At 66.5% G+C, this 21,435-nt stretch carries 25 protein-coding genes; 16 read left to right on the top strand and 9 right to left on the bottom strand.

From position 1 onward, the window contains the following. The first annotated feature begins 97 nt into the window (after window positions 1-97). The 3 genes from J0J10_RS16990 (at window position 98) to J0J10_RS17000 (ending at window position 1,752) form a co-directional block, all read left to right on the top strand. On the top strand, window positions 98-517 hold the full coding sequence (locus J0J10_RS16990; RefSeq protein WP_291647652.1) for a group III truncated hemoglobin: 420 nt from the start codon (window positions 98-100) through the stop codon (window positions 515-517). A gap of 145 nt (window positions 518-662) precedes the next feature. Further along, a complete protein-coding gene (locus J0J10_RS16995) occupies window positions 663-1,142 on the top strand; it encodes an RrF2 family transcriptional regulator (RefSeq protein WP_291647653.1) in 480 nt (159 codons plus the stop codon). A 145-nt stretch (window positions 1,143-1,287) separates the two neighbouring features. Beyond that, entirely contained in the window at window positions 1,288-1,752 is a 465-nt protein-coding gene (locus J0J10_RS17000; protein WP_291647654.1) for a hypothetical protein, read from the top strand. Here the strand turns inward: J0J10_RS17000 and ccoS are convergent. The 8 genes from ccoS to ccoN all read right to left on the bottom strand — a co-directional run bounded on the left by ccoS (window position 1,706) and on the right by ccoN (window position 8,824). Further along, window positions 1,706-1,960, bottom strand: coding sequence for a cbb3-type cytochrome oxidase assembly protein CcoS (gene ccoS / locus J0J10_RS27030; protein ID WP_366825677.1), 255 nt, complete (start codon window positions 1,958-1,960; stop codon window positions 1,706-1,708). The two genes, J0J10_RS17000 and ccoS, sit on opposite strands and share 47 nt — an antisense overlap. Continuing rightward, window positions 1,957-4,233 (bottom strand): heavy metal translocating P-type ATPase, encoded by a 2,277-nt coding sequence (locus J0J10_RS17010; RefSeq protein ID WP_291647656.1) that lies wholly within the window; start codon window positions 4,231-4,233, stop codon window positions 1,957-1,959. The genes ccoS and J0J10_RS17010 overlap by 4 nt, the downstream gene beginning before the upstream one ends. 53 nt (window positions 4,234-4,286) lie before the next feature. Then, the gene (locus tag J0J10_RS17015; protein WP_291647658.1) at window positions 4,287-5,084 is read right to left on the bottom strand and encodes a DUF2189 domain-containing protein; all 798 of its coding nucleotides are present in this window, start codon (window positions 5,082-5,084) and stop codon (window positions 4,287-4,289) included. Between the two features lie 61 nt (window positions 5,085-5,145). Next, window positions 5,146-5,364 (bottom strand): hypothetical protein, encoded by a 219-nt coding sequence (locus J0J10_RS17020; protein ID WP_291647660.1) that lies wholly within the window; start codon window positions 5,362-5,364, stop codon window positions 5,146-5,148. Continuing rightward, entirely contained in the window at window positions 5,361-6,233 is an 873-nt protein-coding gene (gene ccoP, locus J0J10_RS17025; protein WP_291647662.1) for a cytochrome-c oxidase, cbb3-type subunit III, read from the bottom strand. The genes J0J10_RS17020 and ccoP overlap by 4 nt, the downstream gene beginning before the upstream one ends. Further along, window positions 6,224-6,394: a cbb3-type cytochrome c oxidase subunit 3 gene (locus J0J10_RS17030; RefSeq protein ID WP_291635172.1), complete on the bottom strand. Its 171-nt coding sequence runs from the start codon at window positions 6,392-6,394 to the stop codon at window positions 6,224-6,226. The genes ccoP and J0J10_RS17030 overlap by 10 nt, the downstream gene beginning before the upstream one ends. After that, a complete protein-coding gene (gene ccoO, locus J0J10_RS17035) occupies window positions 6,391-7,173 on the bottom strand; it encodes a cytochrome-c oxidase, cbb3-type subunit II (RefSeq protein ID WP_291635170.1) in 783 nt (260 codons plus the stop codon). Before ccoO ends, J0J10_RS17030 begins: the two co-directional genes overlap by 4 nt. A 4-nt stretch (window positions 7,174-7,177) precedes the next feature. Beyond that, the gene (ccoN, locus tag J0J10_RS17040; RefSeq protein ID WP_291647664.1) at window positions 7,178-8,824 is read right to left on the bottom strand and encodes a cytochrome-c oxidase, cbb3-type subunit I; all 1,647 of its coding nucleotides are present in this window, start codon (window positions 8,822-8,824) and stop codon (window positions 7,178-7,180) included. 628 nt (window positions 8,825-9,452) lie between these two features. Here ccoN and J0J10_RS17045 point away from each other — a divergent pair. The 7 genes from J0J10_RS17045 to J0J10_RS17075 all read left to right on the top strand — a co-directional run bounded on the left by J0J10_RS17045 (window position 9,453) and on the right by J0J10_RS17075 (window position 14,952). After that, a complete protein-coding gene (locus tag J0J10_RS17045) occupies window positions 9,453-9,935 on the top strand; it encodes a PTS sugar transporter subunit IIA (RefSeq protein ID WP_291647666.1) in 483 nt (160 codons plus the stop codon). Between the two features lie 111 nt (window positions 9,936-10,046). Then, complete coding sequence (locus J0J10_RS17050) at window positions 10,047-10,574, top strand: NUDIX hydrolase (RefSeq protein ID WP_291647668.1); 528 nt, start codon at window positions 10,047-10,049, stop codon at window positions 10,572-10,574. A gap of 137 nt (window positions 10,575-10,711) precedes the next feature. Further along, window positions 10,712-11,047: a hypothetical protein gene (locus J0J10_RS17055; RefSeq protein ID WP_291635165.1), complete on the top strand. Its 336-nt coding sequence runs from the start codon at window positions 10,712-10,714 to the stop codon at window positions 11,045-11,047. 191 nt (window positions 11,048-11,238) lie between these two features. Further along, window positions 11,239-12,336: a carboxynorspermidine decarboxylase gene (locus tag J0J10_RS17060; RefSeq protein ID WP_291647670.1), complete on the top strand. Its 1,098-nt coding sequence runs from the start codon at window positions 11,239-11,241 to the stop codon at window positions 12,334-12,336. A gap of 53 nt (window positions 12,337-12,389) precedes the next feature. Then, on the top strand, window positions 12,390-13,682 hold the full coding sequence (locus J0J10_RS17065; protein ID WP_291635162.1) for a saccharopine dehydrogenase family protein: 1,293 nt from the start codon (window positions 12,390-12,392) through the stop codon (window positions 13,680-13,682). Window positions 13,683-14,305: 623 nt separating this feature from the next. Beyond that, entirely contained in the window at window positions 14,306-14,434 is a 129-nt protein-coding gene (locus tag J0J10_RS17070; RefSeq protein WP_291635160.1) for a hypothetical protein, read from the top strand. Window positions 14,435-14,541: 107 nt separating this feature from the next. Further along, a complete protein-coding gene (locus J0J10_RS17075) occupies window positions 14,542-14,952 on the top strand; it encodes a GreA/GreB family elongation factor (protein WP_291647672.1) in 411 nt (136 codons plus the stop codon). A gap of 120 nt (window positions 14,953-15,072) precedes the next feature. On the opposite strand, the gene J0J10_RS17080 is transcribed toward J0J10_RS17075, so the two are convergent. Beyond that, on the bottom strand, window positions 15,073-15,357 hold the full coding sequence (locus J0J10_RS17080; protein ID WP_465247215.1) for a helix-turn-helix transcriptional regulator: 285 nt from the start codon (window positions 15,355-15,357) through the stop codon (window positions 15,073-15,075). Window positions 15,358-15,422: 65 nt separating this feature from the next. Here J0J10_RS17080 and J0J10_RS17085 point away from each other — a divergent pair, with 65 nt between their 5' ends. From J0J10_RS17085 to mnhG, 6 genes are read left to right on the top strand one after another with little or no spacing between them, the layout of a single operon-like run. Next, window positions 15,423-18,344, top strand: a complete 2,922-nt coding sequence (locus tag J0J10_RS17085) for a monovalent cation/H+ antiporter subunit A (RefSeq protein WP_291647674.1) — start codon at window positions 15,423-15,425, stop codon at window positions 18,342-18,344. Next, entirely contained in the window at window positions 18,344-18,688 is a 345-nt protein-coding gene (locus tag J0J10_RS17090) for a Na+/H+ antiporter subunit C (protein ID WP_066475707.1), read from the top strand. The genes J0J10_RS17085 and J0J10_RS17090 overlap by 1 nt, the downstream gene beginning before the upstream one ends. Beyond that, window positions 18,685-20,316, top strand: a complete 1,632-nt coding sequence (locus J0J10_RS17095) for a monovalent cation/H+ antiporter subunit D (protein ID WP_291647675.1) — start codon at window positions 18,685-18,687, stop codon at window positions 20,314-20,316. The genes J0J10_RS17090 and J0J10_RS17095 overlap by 4 nt, the downstream gene beginning before the upstream one ends. Continuing rightward, window positions 20,313-20,798 carry a Na+/H+ antiporter subunit E gene (locus J0J10_RS17100; RefSeq protein WP_291647676.1) on the top strand — a complete coding sequence of 162 codons (486 nt, stop codon included), beginning with the start codon at window positions 20,313-20,315 and terminating at the stop codon, window positions 20,796-20,798. The genes J0J10_RS17095 and J0J10_RS17100 overlap by 4 nt, the downstream gene beginning before the upstream one ends. Continuing rightward, window positions 20,795-21,076, top strand: coding sequence for a K+/H+ antiporter subunit F (locus J0J10_RS17105; RefSeq protein ID WP_291635146.1), 282 nt, complete (start codon window positions 20,795-20,797; stop codon window positions 21,074-21,076). Before J0J10_RS17100 ends, J0J10_RS17105 begins: the two co-directional genes overlap by 4 nt. Next, the gene (gene mnhG, locus J0J10_RS17110) at window positions 21,073-21,429 is read left to right on the top strand and encodes a monovalent cation/H(+) antiporter subunit G (RefSeq protein ID WP_291647677.1); all 357 of its coding nucleotides are present in this window, start codon (window positions 21,073-21,075) and stop codon (window positions 21,427-21,429) included. The genes J0J10_RS17105 and mnhG overlap by 4 nt, the downstream gene beginning before the upstream one ends. The last annotated feature ends 6 nt before the right edge of the window (window positions 21,430-21,435 follow it).

Raw genomic sequence — 21,435 nt, forward strand, 5'->3', positions numbered from 1 at the left:
CTGCCGGGTCCGGCCGGCTAAGCGCCCATAGGATTTACAGACGGCCCCCAAACAGCTATAAGCATCATCTCAAATGAATCTTAAAAGAGACCCCTTCTTGGCCCCGCCCCTGCCGCAGCAAGTCTCCGAGGCTCTGATCGAACGGGTCGTGCACGATTTCTACGGCCTCGTCAGGCAGGACGCGATGCTCGGCCCGATCTTCGAGGAGCGCATCGGTGATGGCTGGGACGCGCATCTCGCAACCCTGGTCGATTTCTGGTCCTCGCTGACGCTGATGAGCGGGCGCTATGCCGGCAAGCCGCACACCGCGCATTTCGGCCTCGGATTGCGGACGGAGCATTTCGAGCGCTGGCTCGCGCTGTTCGAGAGGGTCGTCAACACGCATTGCGCCGGCCCTGCCGCCGCGCTCTTCACCGGGCGGGCGCGTCGCGTCGCTGACAGCCTGCAGATCGGGCTCAACATCGGAGACAAGGCGCTGCACCTGCCAGCCCGGGCCGGCGTGCCCGCGACGGCCTAGAATGCGAGGCCGGCGAGCCTGACCGCGCGCTGTTGGGCCCCAGCGGCCAGCGGGCGGAGTGTCGCAAGGCGGTTGCGAAAGATGCCACAGCGCTACATCTTCCGCCGAGATCCGAGTGCCGCCCGCGACAACGCCGGAAGCCGCAATGCGCCTGACAAATTTTTCCGACTATTCCCTGCGCGTCCTGATGTATGCGGCGACCCGGGACGGGACGCTGGTGACGATCGAGGAAACCGCCGCCGTCTATGGGATTTCCCGCGCGCATCTGATGAAGGTCGCGAATCTTCTGGTGCATGCCGGCTTCCTCAAATCGATCCGCGGGCGCACCGGCGGCCTGACGCTGGCGAGGCCACCCGGCGAGATCGGCATAGGGGCAGTGCTGCGTGTGACCGAGCCGGACTTCGCCCTGGTCGAATGTTTCGGCGCGGATAATCGCTGTCTCGTGACGCCACGCTGCCGGCTGCGTGGCGTGCTCGGCGAGGCGCTCGCCGCCTTCGTCACGACGCTGGATCGCTATACGCTGGCCGACCTCGTGCTGAAGCCCGAGGATTTCGGCCTCGCGGCACCGGCGCAGCCCATGGCGGCCAAGCCGGCGCGGCGGCGGGCCGCACAAGCCGCGTCCTGACCAAACCGGATCGCTCCCTCAGGCGAATAGCAGCCGTGCCGACCAATCGAGAGACGCGGTAGCCACGACAAATAAGATCTATTATAAATAAATCTTATTTGCCACTCGCGGTGTCAGGACCACTCGCAGGCAGAGGATACGCGGCATGGCGGCGCTGGTGCTGGACCCGTCGATCTTCGTCGATGACGAGATCCTGCACGAGATCGTCCAGTCGCTGAGCGAGCGCCTGCGCCGTCATGCCGGGCTTCGCAACGGGCTCGACATAGTCATCGGCAATCGCTGGGAAGAGTTCGAGCGGGATTTCGCTCACTTCCTGGGCGCGCTGCTCGAACAGACCGGCGACCACGGCGGCGGCATCGTCGCGCTGCATCAGAGCTTCCCGGCTCTGCAGCCGCAGCATGTCCGGGACGCCTGCGAGGTCTTCATGGAAGCGACCTTGGAGGTCCTGCCCTTTCACGCGGCCGCGAGCCTGTCGGAACTTTCCGAGCATGTCGGCGCGCTCGTCCTGCGCGCCCTCGAACCTGCGACCACCGCCGCCGCGGCCATGCCGCTGGCCCTGCGCCTCAACGAGGCCGAGGAGGCGCTTCGGGCCGGCGCGGGCCTGAGATAGAATCCGTCTCCGGCGCAGCGCCATCCGCAGCGCTGCCCTCGCCGGAGACCGTTTCCGCCGGTGGAAGTGCCTCGTCCTCGAGCAGGATCCGTGCCGCCGCACCGTCCAGATCCTCGTATTGACCGCTGCGCAGCGACCACATGAAGGCACCGAGCCCGACGACACCGAGCGCGATGGCGATCGGGATCAGGTAGAAGAAATCCATCATCGCAAGGCCATGGCGGGGGCTCCTGCCGGCTTCCGCGCCAGCGGCGCTTTGGCGAGCCCGCTGGCGGCGTGCCGTCCCAAGCGCAGTGCGTTTCCGATCACCAGCAGCGAGGACAGCGACATCGTCACCGCCGCGACCAGCGGCGTGACATAGCCGAGCACCGCGATCGGAATCGCGATCGCATTATAGGCGACCGCGAGGAAGAGGTTCTGCCGCACCAGCCTGCCCGCCTCGCGCGCCACGGCGAGCGCCTGCGGCACGGCGAGCAGGCTCTCGCGCAGGAAGACGAAATCGGCGGCGTTGCGGCCAATATCGGCCGCCGTCGCCGGCGCCATCGAAGCATGGGCGCGGGCCAGCGCCGGCGCATCGTTGAGCCCGTCGCCGACCATCAGCACCTTGTGCCCGCTGGCTGCGGCGGCCTCGATATGGGCCAGCTTGCCGCCGGGCGAGACCCTTGCACCATGCGGCAGACCGAGGGCGGCAGCGAGCCGACGCACCGGCTCCTCGCGATCGCCGGAGAGGATCTCGACCGCAAGCCCGGCGGTCGAGAGCGCCGCTATCGCCTCGCGCGCATCGGCCCTGAGCCGGTCGTCGAAGTCGAAGCTCGCCAGTGCCTTTCCATCCCGGCTGAGCACGACGCGAGCTTCGCTCGCCACAGCCTCCGGCGCGGCGGCGGAGCCGAGCGCCCATTCCGGCCGCCCGAGGCGATAGAGCGAGCCGCCGGCCTGCGCCTCGAGCCCAGCCCCCGGCTGCTCGGCAACCTCGGAGAAGACGATGCCATCGGCAGGGCGCCCGAGCCCGGCCGCTGCAGCGATCAGAGCGCGCGAATAGGGATGACGGGAATGGGCAGCAAGCGCTGCCGCCATTGCCAGGATGTTAGAGTCGTGGGCCTGCGCATCGAGCAGGCGCGGATTGCCCTCGGTCAGCGTGCCCGTCTTGTCGAAGACGACATGGTCGATCTCGGCGAGGCGCTCCATAGCCGCACCATCGCGGACCATGATGCCTTTCTCGAACAACCGCCGCGCCGCCATGATCTGGACCATCGGCACGGCCAGGCCGAGCGCGCAGGGGCAGGTGACGATCAGCACGGCGATGGCGACAGTGATTGCGCGATGGGCGTCTCCGGTCGCCGCCATCCAGCCGAGGAAGGTCAGGAAGGCGGTGAGATGGATCACCGGCGCATAGAGCCGCGCCGCCCGATCGGCGATGCGCCGATAAAGCGAGCGCCCCTCCTCGGCCGCCTCCATCATTCGCATCATCTCGGCCAGGAAGGAATCGCGCGCCGCCGCGGTCGCAGTGATCGTCAGTGGGCGCGTCAGATTGAGCGTGCCGGCCTGCAGCGCCTGTCCAACTCTTGCGGGCTGCGGCAGGCTCTCGCCCGAAACCAGCGAGCAGTCGAGTTCGGAAGCACCTTCGAGCACGCGGGCATCGACCGGCACACGCTCGCCGGCGGCGAGCAGGATCGTCATGCCGGGCTCGATCTCGGCGACCGGCAGATAGGTCCCGCTGCCGTCCGCGCCGATGACGAGGGCGCCGCGGGCCGCGAGCCGGGCGAGCCCCTTGACCGCGGTGCGAGCCCGCTCGCGCATGACATGGTCCAGCGTGCGGCCGATCAGCAGGAAGAAGAGCAGCGAGATCGCGGCATCGAAATAGGCGTGCGGGCCACCATGCACCGTCTCATAGAGGCTGAGCGCGAAGGCGAGCGAGACGCCGATCGAGATCGGCACGTCCATATTGGTGCGGCCCTTGCGCAGGGCGCCCCAGGCGGAGCGGAAGAAGACGCGGCCGGAATAGGCCAGCGCCGGCAGGGCGATCAGCGCCGAGATCCAGTGGAACAGGTCGCGCGTCGCCGGCTCGGCGCCGGACCAGACGGAGACCGAGAGCAGCATGATGTTGCTGGCGGCGAAGCCGGCGACCGCGAGCGATCGGATCAGCTCGGAGAGCGCCGCATCCGTGCCGGACTCGGCGAAATCGGCGAGATGCGCGTCATAGCCCACGGCGGCCAGCGTCTCGGCGAGGGCCGGCGGCACCTCGCCGCGCCAGCGGATCGCGACCCGCTTGGTCGAGAGGTTGACCCTGGCCCGCTCGACGCCCGGCAGCGCCGAAAGCGCCTTTTCGATCGTGGCGATGCAGCCGCCGCAATGGATGCCGGGGACGGAAAGATCGGTCTGGCGCGCCCCGCCGCCGACCTCGCGGCTGGCCAGCATGATCTCGTCGGCGGTCAGCCGGTGATCCACCGTCGGGCTGTCGGCGCCGGGCGCACAGCAACTCATCATCGACTCCGAAACGGCAGGCCGGCCGCCGAAAGGCGGCGCGCCCCATCCCGTCAGCTCGCGTCAGCCTCGGTGGCGATGGCGCGATAGGCGTACCAGGTGCCATGCCCCAGAAGCGGGAACACGACGATCAGGCCGAGCAGGCCCGTAGCCAGGCTGAGCAGGAACAGGCCGAGCACCAGCGCACCCCAGGCCAGCATCACCGGCAGATTGTTCCAGACCAGCGCGGTGCTCTTGCCCATAGCCGTCAGCGCGTCGACCCGTTTGTCGAGCTGCATCGGGACGGAAAAGACGCTGATCGCGAAGGAAAAGGCGGCGAACAGGCCACCCACAGCGCCTCCGACCAGCAGCATGGCGAGCCCGATCGGTGTCGTGAACAGCATCGCGGCGATATGGTCGAGCCCGGGGAACGGACGCAGGCCGAAGAACAGCGCATAGATCAGCACCGCCGCCCGCATCCAGAGCAGCATCAGCAGGCAGAGCAGGACACCGGTGAACAGCACCTGCCCGCCCGAGGCCGGCTTGACGAAGAGCATGCGGCCGAGGCCGATGCGCTCGCCCTTCGCATGGCGGCGGCTCTTCTCATAGAGCCCGATGGCGAAGAGCGGGCCGACGACCATGAACCCGGCCAGGGCCGGGAACAGGATGTAGTCCCAGCCGAAGGAAAAGAAGCAGGCGACGACGGCGAGCGAGACCAGGAAGACCAGGAGCCCGTAGCTCAAGCTCGGCACCGGGTTGTCGACGATGTCCTGCCAGCCGGCCCGCAGCCAATCCAGGGCGGCAGAGGCCGGCAGGCCGCGGCTCCATTTGTTCTCGCGCGGGAGCGGAGGGACGACTGCCGGGATGATCATGGTTCGCCTCGTTGCGGGCTGATGCCGACTTCGCTCGAAAATGCTCCAGGCGTCATTGCGCTCACCTCGACTGACAGGCCGAGCGGGCGGCGCTGTAGGCGCCCGGCCGGACCTCGCCTTCGCCCTGCCGGAGATGGGGCACGCAATCGGGCTGGGACGAGATCGCGACATGGACGAGATGCCAGTTGGCGCCGGCGAGCAGCAGCAGGCCGCCGCCAATCGCCAGGCCGATGGCGAGCCTGCCGCGCCGGACCCGCTGGCTGGTCGCGATCTCGCTCATGGCCTCGGTTTCCTGAGGTCGGCGAGGTAGAGCGCCAGGATCTTGCGATCGACCGGCGACAGCCGGTTCTCCCAGGCCGGCATCTGGCCCTGCCGGCCATGCCAGACCGAGTTGAAGATCGACTGCGTGTCGCCGCCATAGATCCAGGCCTTGTCGGTCAGGTCCGGTGCGCCGAGCTCGGCATTGCCCTTGCCCTCATCGCCATGGCAGGCGGCACAGTTGACGGCATAGATCGCCTTGCCGGCCTCGACCCTGGCCTTGTCGATGCTGCCCGGCGCCGCCGATAGCGACTGGACGAAGGCGGTGACGTTCTCGACATCGGCGCGCGGAATCATGCCGTCGCGGCCGAAGGCGAGCATCTGGGCGCTGCGGCTCTCGCCATGACCGGAATTGATCCCGACCCGGATCGTCTCCATCAGCGCCTCGGGCGTGCCACCCCAGAGGGTCGAGGCGGCCGTAAGATCGGGGAAGCCCTTGCTGCCCTTGGCGTCGATGCCGTGGCAGACGGCGCAATTGTCGCCGAACAGGGTGCGCCCGCTCTGGCGCACGATCGTCATCAGGGCCGGATCGGCCTGGATCGCGGCGAAGTCGGCGCTCTCGATCTTCTTGCTCCAGGCGCGCGCCTGCTCGGCCTGCTCCAGCGAGCGCGCGATGCTCTTGCGATCATCGGCGCCGAGCAGGCCCTTGGTGAAGCTTGCGCCGGTCGGCCAGGTCGGCATCAAGAGCCAATAGCCGAGCGAAAAGACGAAGGTCGCAATCAGGAAGAAGTACACGGCCCGGGGGACCGGCGTGTTCAGCTCCTTGATGCCGCTCCATTCATGACCGGTGGTCATGAAGCCGCTGTGAGGATCGCGTTCCTCTACCGCCATGGCCGGTCCTCGTCGCGCAGGATGGAATCGGCGGCCTTGTCGAAATGCTGCTTGTTCGACGGCCAATAGGTGTAGACCAGGACGGCGATCGAGAGACCGATCAGGTAGAACAACCCGTAGGATTTCGAGAACCAGACGGTCGTTTCATGGGCGAGGCTCATGGCTTGCCTCCTGAGGGCCTGGCTTCCGCCGACTTGGCCGCTGCCGGTTCGGCTTCCATCGCGACGGCCGGCTTGTGGGCTGCGTCGGTCAGGCGACCGAGGATCTGGAGATAGGCGACCATCGCGTCCATCTCGGTGAGCTCATTGGGCTTGCCATCGAAGGCACGCACCGTGGTCGCCTCGCCATAGCGCTTGGTCACGCCCTCGGCGAAAGGCGAGTCCGGCGCGGCCTGGCCATAGGCGTCGGCCGGGGCGTTGGCGATCATCTCGTCGGTATAGGGCACGCCGACGGCGCGCAGCGAACGCAGATGCTTGCCGAGATCGTCGGTCCGCAGCGGCGTGCGCAGGAACCATGAATAGGCCGGCATGATCGAGACGGGGACCACATCGCGCGGATTGTTGAGATGCGCGACATGCCAGGCGTCCGAATACTTGCCGCCATTGCGGGCGAGGTCCGGTCCGGTGCGCTTCGAGCCCCAGAGCATCGGATGGTCGTATTTGGACTCGACGGCGAGCGAATAGGGCCCGTAGCGCTCGACCTCGTCGCGCAGGGTCCGGATCATCTGCGAATGGCAGGCATAGCAGCCCTCGCGGATGTAGATGTTGCGGCCGGCCACCTCCAGCGGCGTGTAGACGCGCATGTCGGGCGCGTCCTCGACCGTCTGGTTGATGGTGAAGAGCGGCGCGATCTCGACGAGGCCGCCAATGCTGGCGACGCCGATCACCGCCAGCACGAAGCCGAGCGTCTTGCGTTCGAGACGATAGTGCAGACCAAACATCGCCTCACTCCCCGGGCTGAAGGGCCGGGGCCGGAACCGGCACCGAACTGTCCGCGGCCGGATCATGCAGATGGGCCGCCCGGATCGTCATCCAGATATTATAGCAGCCGACGAGCGCGCCGATCAGGAAGAGCAGGCCGCCGATCGCGCGGGCGATGTAATAGGGCCGCATCGCCACGAGCGAATCGAGGAAGGAATAGGCCAGCGTGCCGCTTTCATTATAGGTCCGCCACATCAACCCCTGGATGATGCCGGAATTCCACATCGAGAAGACGTAGATGACGGTGCCGGCGAGGGCGAGCCAGAAATGCACCTCGACCAGCCCGGCCGAATACATCGCCTTGCGCTTCCAGAGCCAGGGCACGGTGGCGTAGATCGCGCCGAAGGTGATCATCGCGACCCAGCCGAGCGCGCCGGCATGGACGTGGCCGACCGTCCAGTCGGTGTAGTGCGAGAGCGCGTTGACCTGGCGGATCGCCATGAACGAGCCTTCGAAGGTCGAGAGGCCGTAGAACACGGCGGCGACCATCATGAAACGCAAGGTCGCGTCGTCGCGCACCCGGTCCCAGGCGCCGTTCAGGGTCAGCAGCGCATTACCCGCCGAAGCCCAGGACGGGACGAGCAACATCACCGAGAAGGTCACGCCCAGACTCTGCACCCATTGCGGCAGCGCTGTGTAGTGCAGATGGTGCGAACCCGCCCACATGTAGAAGAAGGTAATGCCCCAGAAGCTGATGATCGACATCCGGTAGGAGTAGATCGGCCGGTCGGCGCGCTTCGGCAGATAGTAATACATCATGCCGAGGAAGCCGGCCGTCAGGAAGAAGGCGACGGCGTTGTGGCCGTACCACCATTGCGTCATCGCATCCTGGACGCCGGAGAAGGCGGAATAGCTCTTCGCCTGGCCGAGCGAGATCGGCATGGCGAGGTTGTTGACGATATGGAGGATCGCCACGACCAGGATGAACGCCATGTAATACCAGTTGGAGACGTAGATATGCGGCTCCTTGCGGCGGGCGAGCGTCCTGACATAGAGGATGAAATAGGTGACCCAGACGATCACCAGCCAGATATCGGCATACCATTCCGGCTCGGCATATTCCTTCGACTGGGTGATGCCCATCATGTAGCCGCTGACGGCGATCAGGCAGAAGAGATTATAGCCCAGCAGCACGAACCAGGGGCTTAGCTGGTCAGGCAGGCGCGCCCGCGAAGTCCGTTGCACCACGTAGAATGAGGTCGCGATCAGCGCATTGCCGCCGAATCCGAAGATCACGCCGGTGGTGTGGATCGGCCGGATGCGGCCGAAGCTCGCCCAGCCGGCATCGAAGGTCAGCTCGGGATAGACCAGGAGCCAGGCGACCCAGTCGCCGACGAACAGGCCGATCACGGCCCAGATCATCGCCATGATGATCCCGAACTTGGTCGGCTCGTCATAATAATGCTGCAGCCGCTCGGGCCCCGGTTCAGGCGCTAGATAGCCGGCTATGACCAGGAAGGCGCCCCCGGCCCCGGCGATCAGGAACATCAGGCCGTGCACACCGATCGGGTCGCCCTGACCGGCAATGGTGAGAAGGAGGCCGCCCAGCGCCAGCGCGACCAGTATGGTGAGCGCCAGCCGTCTTTCCGGAATCGTCAACTGGGAGATCATCGGCGATCGTCCTTCGGCTCGCTACACGCATGTCGATGCAATCTGCGACATCGAGTCCACGAACCCGATCCGCGCCGGTCCGACAACAATGCCGCACAGGCAGGCCGGAATCGTCAAGGGCATTTAATATATATCAAAGATGATTGTTTCTCCCAACACGACAGGGCGTCGCAGTCCGGGCCACGACGCCGCACCGGCCGGGCGGAAGCGCGGCGCAGCCGGCGCTACCGCGCCCTTTATCCGTAATGCTGCGTGAAGACGCTCCATTGCCGATGAAAGCATCACGGACCGGCTCAGGTGGCCCGATCTGACCACCACCCGACAAGCTCATGTCTTCCCGACAGCGTGCGCCCGGGCCTTAGGAAAATCCGCGAATTCGGCGAAATGTAGCACCACGCTTGACTTCCCAGTCAACCATACTAATCATAACGCGCCATGATCAATTTTCGGCTATACGATATCCATGGGACGACACATCGTCCCGCAAGCGCCCAGCCCTGAGGCGAATATCACGGCCTCGCCCGGCGGTCAGGCTTTTCGACAGCAATCCGAGCACGCAGCGCCTTTTTCGGCGAGAATGCGTATAGTCCGCCCTTCACGGGCGAGGGTCGCCCCCATGGAAACGGCAGTGAACATCGCAACATTCCTCCGGGCAGAAGACATCGCGCTCGACCTGTCCGCCGCGAACAAGCAAGCCGCCATCGAGGCGGCATCGGAGCTGCTCTGCCCGGGCGAGGATGCTTGCCGCAAGGCGGTGCTCCAGGCGCTCCTGGCGCGTGAGCAGCTCGGCTCGACCGGCCTGGGCCGCGGCGTCGCGCTGCCGCATGCGCGCTCGAACACGCTGGCCGCGCCGAGGATCGCTCTGATGCGCCTGGAGCAATCGGTCGATTTCGGCGCGGCCGATGGCGACCCTGTCGACCTCGTGCTTGCCGTGATCTGGCCGGCCGAGGCGATGGACGACTTTCTGGGCACGCTTTCCAAGTTCTGCAAGATGCTGCGCGAGCCGCGCCTGCTTCAGGGCTTGCGCGACGTCGCCACTCCCGAGGAAGCGAGCGAGCTCCTGCGCCTGACGGCGGAGCAGACCGCCGGTCCCGACAAGGCGCGCGCCTGACAGCAGGACCGGCGTAAGCACCTGACACCTCCCGCCGCCGGAGACACGGCCGGCGGCGGCTTCCCCATTCAACCGACCAGCGGATTTTTTCGAACCCAGGAGGACAAGGACGTGCGGATTGCCGATCGCACCGTTTTCGGACGGAAGATCGCTCACGAGGCGACCTATGCCGACAATGACGGCCAAGGGCCCGGAGAACCCATCCGCATCCAGTATGCCGCGCTCCCCCATCGCCTCTCGCAGACGGGAAGCCTCGATGTCATGCTGATCACCTCGCGCGATACCGGCCGCTGGGTCCTCCCAAAGGGCTGGCCGATGCGCGGCAAGACGGCCCGCGAAGCAGCGGCGCGTGAAGCTTATGAGGAAGCCGGGCTGATCGGGCAGGCCGACGCCGCCGCCCTCGGCTCCTATCATTACCGCAAGCGCCGGCGGCGCGGCACATCCGTGCTGTGCCGGGTCGATGTGTTCCCCCTCGACGTCCTGGCGGAACTCCAGCGTTGGCCGGAGAAGCGCCAGCGCCGGCGCTCCTGGTTCTCCGTCGAGGACGCAGCCGGGCTGGTCGACGAAGCCGAGCTGAAGGCCCTCATCCTGGCGGCGCAGGCGCACATCGGCCTCGGCGGCACGAAACCGGCAGGCTGAACCAAGCGGACTCCCGGGACCGGAGCGCTCCCGGAGGCCGAAAAGCAGCAACCGGCAAGCTTTCCTCAAGTCTATCGAGGAACATCCGCCCGGCACGAAACGACAAGGCAGAATGCAGTCATACCGAACCATTCGGCATGACCGCATACCCGGCGAGCCAGCCTGAAAACGGCCAGAACCGCGCCGCGGTTGATTTTTCCGGACACGGCGCTATAAGATGGTGCCTTGCCCGATGCAGGCTACATCTGCTGGTTGGAGAGGATGGAATGTCTCACGACGCCCCCTTCCAATTGGGGATGGGCTCAGTTTTACTGAACGCCTCCCAAAAGGAAGAAACCTTTGCGGCAAGCGCCTTGACGGCGCTGACCGAGGCGACCTGTATCGGTAGTCGCGCCGGCCTCGCGGCGCACGCCGCCGCAAGGCGCCACGCCGAGAAGAAGAGCCGGAACAACAGCGCGAAAGCACTGATCTAGCACGCGGAAGCGGCGCTCGCAGAGACGAAGCCGCTATCGCCCGGCCGCCTTTTCCGCAGGCGGCCACGAACCGCATACCCTTTGCGCAATCGCATCTCCCCCGGCGCTCCGCGCCGTGCCGGGCGCTGCAACGACGGCGCGTATCACGGCGGCCCGGCGGCCGCCCCGCTTTCGACAGGCACGACGCATCGATGATCCAGACCCCTTACTACCTGATCGACAAGGCAGGCTTGCTGCGCAATCTGCGGACGATCGAGCGCGTCCGCACGCAGTCGGGCGCCAAGGTGCTGCTGGCATTGAAGTGCTTCGCGACCTGGTCAGTGTTCGACCTGATGCGCGAATATATGGACGGCACCACCTCGTCCTCGCTCAACGAGGTCAGGCTCGGCCGCGAGACCTTCGGCGGCGAGACGCATGCCTACAGCGTCGCCTATGCCGACCACGAGATCGACGAGGTGCTCGCCAACTCGGACAAGATCATCTTCAACTCGATCAGCCAGTTCGAGCGCTTCGCCGACAAGACCGCCGCGACGAGCCGTGGCCTGCGGCTCAATCCGCAGATCAGCGCCTCGGGCTTCGACCTCGCGGACCCGGCCCGGCCGTTCAGCCGCCTCGGCGAATGGGACGTCGAAAAGGTCGCGGCGATCATCGGCCGGCTCGACGGCTTCATGATCCACAATAACTGCGAGAATGCCGATTTCGCCCGCTTCGACGCGATCCTGACCCAGATCGAGGAGAAATTCGGCGGATTGCTCAAGCAGGTCAACTGGGTGAGCCTGGGCGGCGGCATCCACTTCACCGCCGAGGGCTATGCGCTCGACGCCTTCTGCGACCGGCTGAAGAGCTTCTCGCAGCGCTATGGCGTGCAGGTCTATCTCGAGCCCGGCGAGGCGGCGGTCACCAAGAGCACCACCCTAGAGGTCACGGTGCTCGACACGCTCTTCAACGGCAAGCATCTCGCGATCGTCGACAGCTCGATCGAGGCGCATATGCTCGATCTGCTGATCTACCGGCAGACCGCCAAGATCGCGCCGGATGCCGGCCCGCATCGCAGCATGATCTGCGGCAAATCCTGCCTCGCCGGCGACATTTTCGGCGAGTTCCATTTCGAGCATGCGCTCAAGCCCGGCGACCGGATCTCGATCCAGGATGCCGCCGGCTACACCATGGTGAAGAAGAACTGGTTCAACGGCGTCCAGATGCCGGCGATCGCGGTGCGTGAGCTCGACGGCAGCATCCGCAAGGTTCGCGACTTCACCTTCGACGACTTCAAGGCGAGCCTCTCCTGAGGCCCGCCACGCAACGCCACAGACAACACGAACAAAGGAGGCTCAGGCCCGAAATGCAGAAGAAGAATGTCCTGATCATCGGCGGCGGCGGCGTAGGCCAGGTGGTGGCCCATAAATGCGCCCAGAACAACGACGTGCTCGGCGACATCCATATCGCCTCGCGCACCCTGGCGAAATGCGAGGCGATCGTCGCCTCGGTCAAGCAGAAGGGCACGCTCAAGACCAAGGGCGAGATCGCGGCCCATCAGCTCGACGCACTCGACATCGAGGCGACCAAGGCGCTGATCGCCAAGACCCGGGCCGGGATCGTGATCAATGTCGGCTCGGCCTTCCTGAACATGTCGGTGCTTTCGGCCTGCATCCAGACCGGCGTCGCCTATATCGACACCGCGATCCACGAGGAGCCGCTGAAGATCTGCGAGACGCCGCCCTGGTACGGCAATTACGAGTGGAAGCGCCGCGAGGAATGCGCCAAGGCCGGCATCACCGCCATCCTCGGCGCCGGCTTCGACCCCGGCGTGGTCAACGCCTATGCGCGCCTCGCCAAGGACGAGTATTTCGACAAGATCGACTCGATCGACATCATCGACGTCAATGGCGGCGACCATGGCCGCTATTTCGCGACGAACTTCGATCCGGAGATCAATTTCCGCGAGTTCACCGGCACGGTCTGGTCCTGGCAGAACCGCCAGTGGACCTCGAACAAGATGTTCGAGGTCCGCAAGGACTGGGACCTGCCCGTCGTCGGCACGCGCCCGACCTACCTGACCGGCCATGACGAGATCCATTCGCTGTCGCGCAATCTCGACGTGCCGGACATCCGCTTCTGGATGGGCTTCGGCGAGCGCTACATCACGGTCTTCACCGTGCTGAACAATCTCGGCCTGCTCTCCGAGCAGCCGATCCGCACCGCCGAGGGCCAGGAGATCGTGCCGCTCAAGGTGGTCAAGGCCGTACTGCCCGACCCGTCCTCGCTGGCGCCTAACTATACCGGCAAGACCTGTATCGGCGACCTGGTGAAGGGCGAGAAGGACGGCAAGGCGCGCGAGGTCTTCATCTACAACGTCGCCGACCACGAGGAGGCCTATGCCGAGGTCGGCAGCCAGGGCATCTCCTACACCGCCGGCGTGCCGGCGGTCGCCGCCGCGATGCTGATCGCCAGCGGCGAGTGGGATGTGCGCGGCATGGTCAATGTCGAGGAGCTGCCGCCGCGGCCCTTCCTCGGCCTGCTCGACCGGATGGGCCTGCCGACGCGGATCCGCGACGAGGCCGGCGACCGTGCGCTGAGCTTCGCGGCCACGCCGGACGTCGCCAAGCGCGCGGCCGAACCGGCTCTGGCCGACTAAGACGCCGAACGTCCCGGCGGATGCGGAAGGGCGCTCCAGCGCCATGTGAGAGCATCGGCCCGAAGAAGACTGGCCGGACGGTGGCAATCCCGTCCGGCCAATCCTCGTTGCGGCAGGCCACAGCGTCCGGACAGCGATACGGCCCTTCGGAGCGCACGACGACCGCGCGCTTCTACACCAAATCTTGTAAGCAATACCTGGATTTTACAGGGTAATTTATTTTCAGATCGACTAAAAAAGGCACCAAAATCGGATTATTCGGAAAATATTATTTCCATCAAATTCGATTCTTTGGGCCGCATCTGGTGATATTTGACTTCCTAATACTTTCGGCCGATGCTGGCTTTGCCATGATCGGAAATCATCCCCCAGCCGGGGTCTTCTGCACAGCTTCGCGCCTCGCACGCCCCTAGCCCTGGTTCGGCGCGGCGGCCTTCGGCCCCGAGCGACGAGCCAGGGAGATCCAGCATCGCCCGCAGGCATGACAGGCGACCGGCACATGCCGGGCGCTCGGTCGCTGCCGCCCTATCGGGCCAAGCTCTTTCATTCTGCAGCCCGCCCTTCTTGCGGCCGCGCCGAGATGCGCGCCGCCCGCGGCTGCGCGCCATCAGGAAACCAGGACCATGAGCAACAAGCGCAAAGGCAACCGCGAAGCCAAGAAACCGAAGCAGCAGAAGCCCGCTGCCCAGACGGCGTCCTCGATCGCCGAACTCAGCAAGCAGCCGCTGCCCGTCAAGAAGCTCGGGCGCTGACGGCGCTCCCAGCCGAATGCAGCCATGACGCACGGGCGGGCCCTCGCCACGGCCCGCCCGCACCATTCAATCCCAAAATGGGCCCGCAGACCCGATGAAAGGCAAAGGTGACCCCGCTTCCGCAGATCATCATCACGCATGAGGACCTCGCAATCCTCTCAGGCCTCATCGAAAAGGCCATGGCAAGCGGCCGCTACACGGCCGCGACCAGGCTCGCCGACGAACTGCACCGGGCCCAGGTGGTCGAAGCCGCGCGGGCACCGCGGGACTGCCTGCGACTGAACATCGGCGGGCAATATCTCGAGGAGCGCAGCGGTGCGGTGCGCGACATCGTGCTCGTCGCCGGGCGCAGCAGCGCCGCAGTCGGCCTGGTTTCGGTGCTGAGCCAGGTCGGCACCGCCCTGCTCGGGCTCTCGGCGGGCCAGCGCATCGGCTGGCTCGATCCGCGCGGCAAGCCGCGCTGGCTGCGCCTCCTGCGCGTCGATGGCGGCATTTCGGGGACGGTGCCCCTGGCCTGAAGCCTTCTCGCCTGAGGCCTGCAGCCATGCCACTCCGGCGCTGCGCCCGATGACCGCGGCAACCCGTGCCGCCCGACCTTCGGCGCTACCTGCCCAGCGACCCCGACCTCAACCTCAACCTCAACCGCGCCCCGAGGTCCGGCACAGCCGCACTCCCGGCCCTTCGCGACCGTCCGGAAGAAAGCGAACGCCGGCCTGCTCGAAAGCCGCAAGGACCAGGGCTTCCGAGGCGCGCTGAAGCTCGTGACGCTCGCGCTCGAAATCGCGGACGGTGCTGCGCGAAACGCCGGCGGTGGCAGCGAGCTGATCCTGCGTCCAATTCAGCAGCCCACGCGCGGCGCGGCATAGTTCAGGACGTAAATTCATGACGTTCGCCCATTGCCTTCGGCTGGCTGAGTCAACCATAATGGACGGAATCGGGCAAGGCTGGAGTTCTGCGGCAGTCCAACTGGAAGGATCCCTCATCCATCATGGCGGACGACGCCTTACTCCTGAGCCTGATCGTCGCCCTGCCTTTCCTGGGCAGCCTGCTCGCGGCGCTCCTTCCCGCCAATGCCCGCAATGCCGAAGCCTGGCTCGCCGGGCTGATCACTGTCGGCATCCTGACCATCGCCGGGATCCTGTGGCCGAAAGTGGCCGAACCCGCCGCCCTGCGGGCACAGTTCGAATGGCTGCCGGAATACGGCCTCAACTTCGTCCTGCGCCTCGACGGACTGGCTTGGCTCTTCGTCATCCTGATCGCCGGGATCGGCCTGCTCGTCGTGCTCTATGCGCGCTATTACATGTCGCCGGACGATCCGGTGCCGCGCTTCTTCTCGTTCCTGCTCGCCTTCATGGGCGCGATGCTCGGCGTCGTGCTGAGCGGAAACCTGATCCAGATCGTCCTGTTCTGGGAACTGACCAGCCTCTTCTCCTTCCTGCTGATCGCCTATTGGCACCATAGCCAGAGCGCCCGCGACGGCGCCCGCATCGCCCTGACCGTCACCGCCGCCGGCGGGCTATGCCTGCTCGCCGGCATGCTGCTGCTCGGCCATATCGTCGGCAGCTACGATCTCGATGTCGTGCTCGCCTCGGGCCCGAAGATCGTCACGCATCCGCTCTATCTCACGGCGCTGATCCTGGTCGCGCTCGGCGCCCTGACCAAGAGCGCGCAGTTCCCCTTCCATTTCTGGCTGCCGCGGGCCATGGCCGCGCCGACGCCGGTCTCGGCCTATCTGCATTCCGCCACCATGGTGAAGGCCGGGGTCTTCCTGCTGGCGCGGCTATGGCCGGCGATGGCGGGACACGAATACTGGTTCTGGGTGCTGGCGCCAGTCGGCGTCGCGACGCTGGTGATCGGCGCCTTCCTGGCGCTGTTCCAGCAGGATCTGAAAGGGCTTCTCGCCTATTCGACGATCAGCCATCTCGGCCTGATCACCCTGCTGCTCGGGCTCGGCAGCCCGCTGGCCGCGGTCGCGGCAATCTTCCACATCATGAACCATGCGACCTTCAAGGCCTCGCTGTTCATGGCGGCCGGGATCATCGACCATGAGGCGGGAACGCGCGACGTCCGCCGGCTCGGCGGGCTCTACCGCGCCATGCCGATCACGGCGACGCTGGCCATGGTCGCTGCGGCCTCGATGGCCGGCGTGCCGCTGCTCAACGGCTTTCTCTCGAAGGAAATGTTCTTCACCGAGACCATCGAGTACCATGTCGACACGGCGCTCGACCATCTGCTGCCCTATATCGCGACCGTCGCCGGCATGTTCAGCGTCGGCTATTCGCTTCGGCTGATCCATCAGGTCTTCTTCGGTCCGCCCGCGACCGACCTGCCGCACAAGCCGCACGACCCGGTGATCTGGATGCTGCTGCCGGTCGGCCTGCTGGTGCTGATCTGCCTTCTGGTCGGCATCGTGCCGGCGCAGACCGTGGGCGGCGTGCTCGCTGTCGCGGTCGAGTCGGTGCTGAGGGGACAAACGCCGAGCTACAGCCTGGCCGTCTGGCACGGCTTCACCCCCGCCCTGCTGATGAGCTTGGTGGCGACGGCGGGTGGCATCGTCATATATCTCTCGATGCTGCGCTATCTTTCCGGCAACATCGAAGGCGCACCGCTGCTGCGCGAGTTGAAAGGCAAGCGCCTGTTCGAGCGGGCGATCGTCTTCCTGTCCTGGCGCTGGGCCAAGGGCCTGGAGCAGATCGTCAGCACCGCCCGGCTGCAGCCGCAGATGCGCCTGCTGATCGGCGTCACCATCATGCTGGCGCTCTGGTCCTTCTATACGAGGCCGATCTCGCTGGTGCCCGGCAGCCTGCAGGGAGCCGATCTCGAATTCATGCTGGTCTGGGTGGTCGGTGCCGCCTGCGCGCTCGGAGCCGCCTATCAGGCCAAATATCACCGACTCGCCGCGGTGATCCTGACCGGCGGCACCGGGCTCGCGGTCTGCCTGACCTTCGCCTGGTTCTCGGCTCCCGATCTCGCCTTGACCCAGCTCCTGGTCGAGATCGTCACCACCGTCCTGCTCCTGCTCGGCCTGCGCTGGCTGCCGAAGCGCATCGAGGGGATCGCCTCCGAAAGCGCCTTCTCCGCCAGGCTACGCCGCTTCCGCGACCTCGCCATCGCGATCTCCGGCGGCGCCGGGCTGGCCGGGCTCTCTTATCTGGTGATGACCTGGCCGCTCGCCGGCAGCATCTCCGGGAATTTCCTCGAGCGCGCCTATACCGAGGGCGGCGGCCGCAACGTCGTCAACGTGCTGCTCGTCGATTTCCGCGGCTTCGACACGCTCGGCGAGATCGCCGTGCTCGGCGTGGTGGCGATCACGGTCTACGCATTGCTGCGCCGCTTCCGCCCGGCCCGCGACAGTATCGGGCTGCCAGAGCAGAAGCAGTTCCAGAACCTCTACGACGCCGACATCCAGGGCAGCGGCAAGGATCCGATCACGGCACATTACCTGCTGGTGCCAGGCCTGATCATGCGCCTGCTCTTCCCCGTGATCGCGATGATGGCGGTGTTCCTGTTCATGCGCGGGCATGACCTGCCGGGCGGCGGCTTCGTCGCGGGGCTGACCTTCGCGATCGCCTTCATCTTGCAATACATGGCCGGCGGCGCTCGCTGGGTCGAAGCCCGGCTGCGCATCCTGCCGGTGCGCTGGATCGGCGTCGGCCTGCTGGTCGCTGCCTTGACCGGCGCCGGCGCCTTCGCCTTCGGGCGGCCATTCCTGACCTCGGCCTTCGCCTATGCCGAGCTGCCGCTGCTCGGCAAGCTGCCGCTGGCGAGCGCCCTCTTCTTTGATTTCGGCGTGTTCGCGCTGGTGCTGGGCGCAACCGTGCTGGTGTTGATCGCGCTGGCGCACCAGTCGCTACGCGTCCATCGTGCTGGCGCCGCCCGCGCCAACACAGCGAGCGGCGGGAAAAGCTGATGGAACTGATCGTCTCCCTCGCCATCGGCATCCTTGCGGGATCGGGCATCTGGCTCTTGCTGCGACCGCGCACCTTCCAGGTCATCATCGGTCTGTCGCTGCTCTCCTATGCCGTCAATCTCTTCATCTTCGGCATGGGCCGGCTGCGCGTCGGCGCCCCGCCCGTGCTCGACCCCGCCGCCGGCGGCGACATCTCGCGCTATGCCGACCCGCTGCCGCAGGCGCTGGTCTTGACGGCGATCGTCATCAGCTTCGCCATGACCGCTCTCTTCCTCGTCGTCCTGCTGGCCTCGCGCGGGCTGACCCGCAGCGACCATGTCGACGGCCGGGAGGGCGGCTCGTGAGCTGGCAGGACCATCTCGTCATCGCGCCGATCATCCTGCCGCTGATCGCCGGCGCGACGATGCTGCTCTTCGACGGTCGCAGCCGAACGGTCGCGGCCGTGCTCAACCTCGTCTCGACCTTCGCCCTGCTCGCGATCGCGATCAGCCTGGTCACGACCAGCGGCGGCCCCGATCCGGCCGCCGCCGTCAGGGTCTACCGGCTCGGCGACTGGCCGGCGCAGTTCGGCATCGTCCTGGTCGCCGACCGGCTGTCGAGCATGATGCTGTTGCTGACCGCGATCCTCGCCTGTGCGGCGCTGATCTTCTCGCTGGCCCGCTGGCATCGCTCCGGCAGCTATTTCCACCCGCTCTTCCAGTTCCTGCTGATGGGGCTGAACGGCGCCTTCCTCACCGGCGACCTGTTCAACCTCTTCGTCTTCTTCGAGGTGCTGCTCGCCGCCTCCTATGGTCTCGCCTTGCATGGCTCCGGCCATGCCCGCGTGCGCGCCGGCCTGCACTACATCGCCGTCAACCTCGTCGCGGCGCTGGTCTTCCTAGTCGGCGTCAGCATGGTCTACGGCGCCGCCGGCACGCTCAACATGGCCGATCTCGCCGCCCGGATCGGCAGCCTGCCGGCGCGCGAGCGCGCGCTGCTGGAAACCGGCACCAGCATTCTCGGCGTCGCCTTCCTGGTGAAGGCCGCGGCCTGGCCGCTCGGCTTCTGGCTGCCCGGCACCTATGCGGCGGCGAGCGCGCCGGTCGCCGCGCTGTTCTCGGTGATGACCAAGGTCGGCATCTACGCGATCCTCCGGATGGGCTTTCTGCTCGCCGGCCCAGAAGCCGCCGCCGGCTCCTCTCAGTTCGGCGATGTCTGGCTGCTCGCTGCAGGAGCCGCCACCATCCTCTTCGCCATGGTCGGCATGCTCGCCTCGCAGGATCTCGCCAAGCTCGCGAGCTTCTCGGTCGTGGTTTCGTCGGGAACCATGCTCGCCGTGCTCGGCACCAACGACGTCTCGATCATCGGACCGGCGCTCTATTATCTGGTGTCGTCGACACTCGCGATCGGCGCCTTCTTCCTGCTGATCGAGCTGATCGAACGCGGCCGCGCGCCGACCGACGACATTCTCGCGGTGACGCTCGAAGCCTATGGCATCGAGGACGAGGAGGAGCCCGGCGAAGACGGTGATGCCGGCGTCGCCGTGCCGGCGATCCTCGCCGTGCTCGGCGCGGCCTTCATCGTCTCGGCGCTCTTGCTCTCCGGCCTGCCGCCGCTATCCGGCTTCGTCGCCAAGTTCGCGATCCTGGCCGGTGCGCTCGGCGGGAGCGACCCGGCGACTGCGACCGGGATCGCCCCGGCTGCCTGGGCCTTGCTCGTGCTGCTGCTGCTCTCCGGCTTCGCGACGCTGATCGCCATGGTGCGCGCCGGCATCCGTTCCTTCTGGGCGGTGATCGAACGCGAAGTGCCGCACGTGCGGGTGATCGAAGTGGCGCCCGTCGTAGCCCTGCTGCTGCTCTGCCTCACCCTGACGCTGCAGGCCGGCCCGGCGATGCGTTTCATGCAAGCCACGGCGATGGGACTGCACGGTTCCGAGGCCTATATCCACGGGGTTCTGACACCGACAGCGATGCCGGCGGGGGGCCAGCCATGAGCCGCTGGCTGCCCTCCCCGCTCGTCTCCCTGGGCCTGCTGGCACTCTGGCTGCTGCTGAACCAGAGCCTGTCGCCCGGTCATCTGCTACTCGGCAGCGTACTCAGCCTGCTCGGCCCGCTCATGCTGCGGCGGCTCGATGTCGCGCCGCTGAAGCTGCGACGGCCGGCCGCGATTCCGCGCCTGCTCGGCGTGTTCATCGCCGACATGGTCCGCTCCAATTTCGCAGTGGCGCGCGTCATCCTGTTCGATCAGGCCGATCGCAGGCCCGGCTTCGTCCGCATCCCGCTGCGGCTGCGCTCGCGCTATGGGCTGGCGGCCCTGGCCTGCATCATCACTGCGACACCGGGCACGAGCTGGGTCAGCTATGATCCGGCCACCGGCATGCTGGTGATCCATGTGCTCGACCTGAGCGAAGGGGACGACTGGTCCGCGCTGATCGAACGGCGCTATGTCGGCCTGCTGGTGGAGATCTTCGAATGAGCGCCGCGATTCTCGCCTTCGCCCTCGTCACCGGCCAGATCCTGCTGGCTCTGGCCATGGTCGCCGCCGCCTACCGCATCCTGCGCGGCCCGCGCGCCCAGGATCGCGTGCTCGGCATGGACGCGCTCTATCTCAATGCGATGCTGCTCCTGCTCGTCTTCGGCATCGGCTCCGGCACGACGCTGTATTTCGAGGCGGCGCTGGCGATCGGCCTGCTCGGCTTCGTCTCGACTGTTGCGATGGCGAAGTTCCTGATGCGCGGGGAGGTGATCGAATGATGTCGCTGCACGCCCTCCCTGCCTGGGCGGCGCTTCCGGTTGCGGCGCTGATCCTCGCCGGCTCGCTGCTGGCCTTGACGGGGGCGCTCGGCCTGCTGCGGTTCAAGAGCTTCTATGAGCGCGTGCACGCGCCGACGCTCGGCTCGACGCTGGGAATGGGCTGCATCCTCCTCGCTTCGATGCTGTACTTCTCGGTCGGCCAGACGCGCCCCGTGGTGCACGAGATCCTGATCGGCCTCTTCATCACGATCACCACGCCGGTGACGCTGCTGCTGCTGGTGCAGGCGACGCTTTACCGGGACCGGCAGGAAGGCCGCGACCCGCTCGACGCAGACAATCGCCCGGAGGCATAGGGCGCC

The sequence above is a fragment of the Allobosea sp. genome, assembly GCF_017308075.1.
Classification (GTDB): Bacteria; Pseudomonadota; Alphaproteobacteria; order Rhizobiales; family Beijerinckiaceae; genus Allobosea.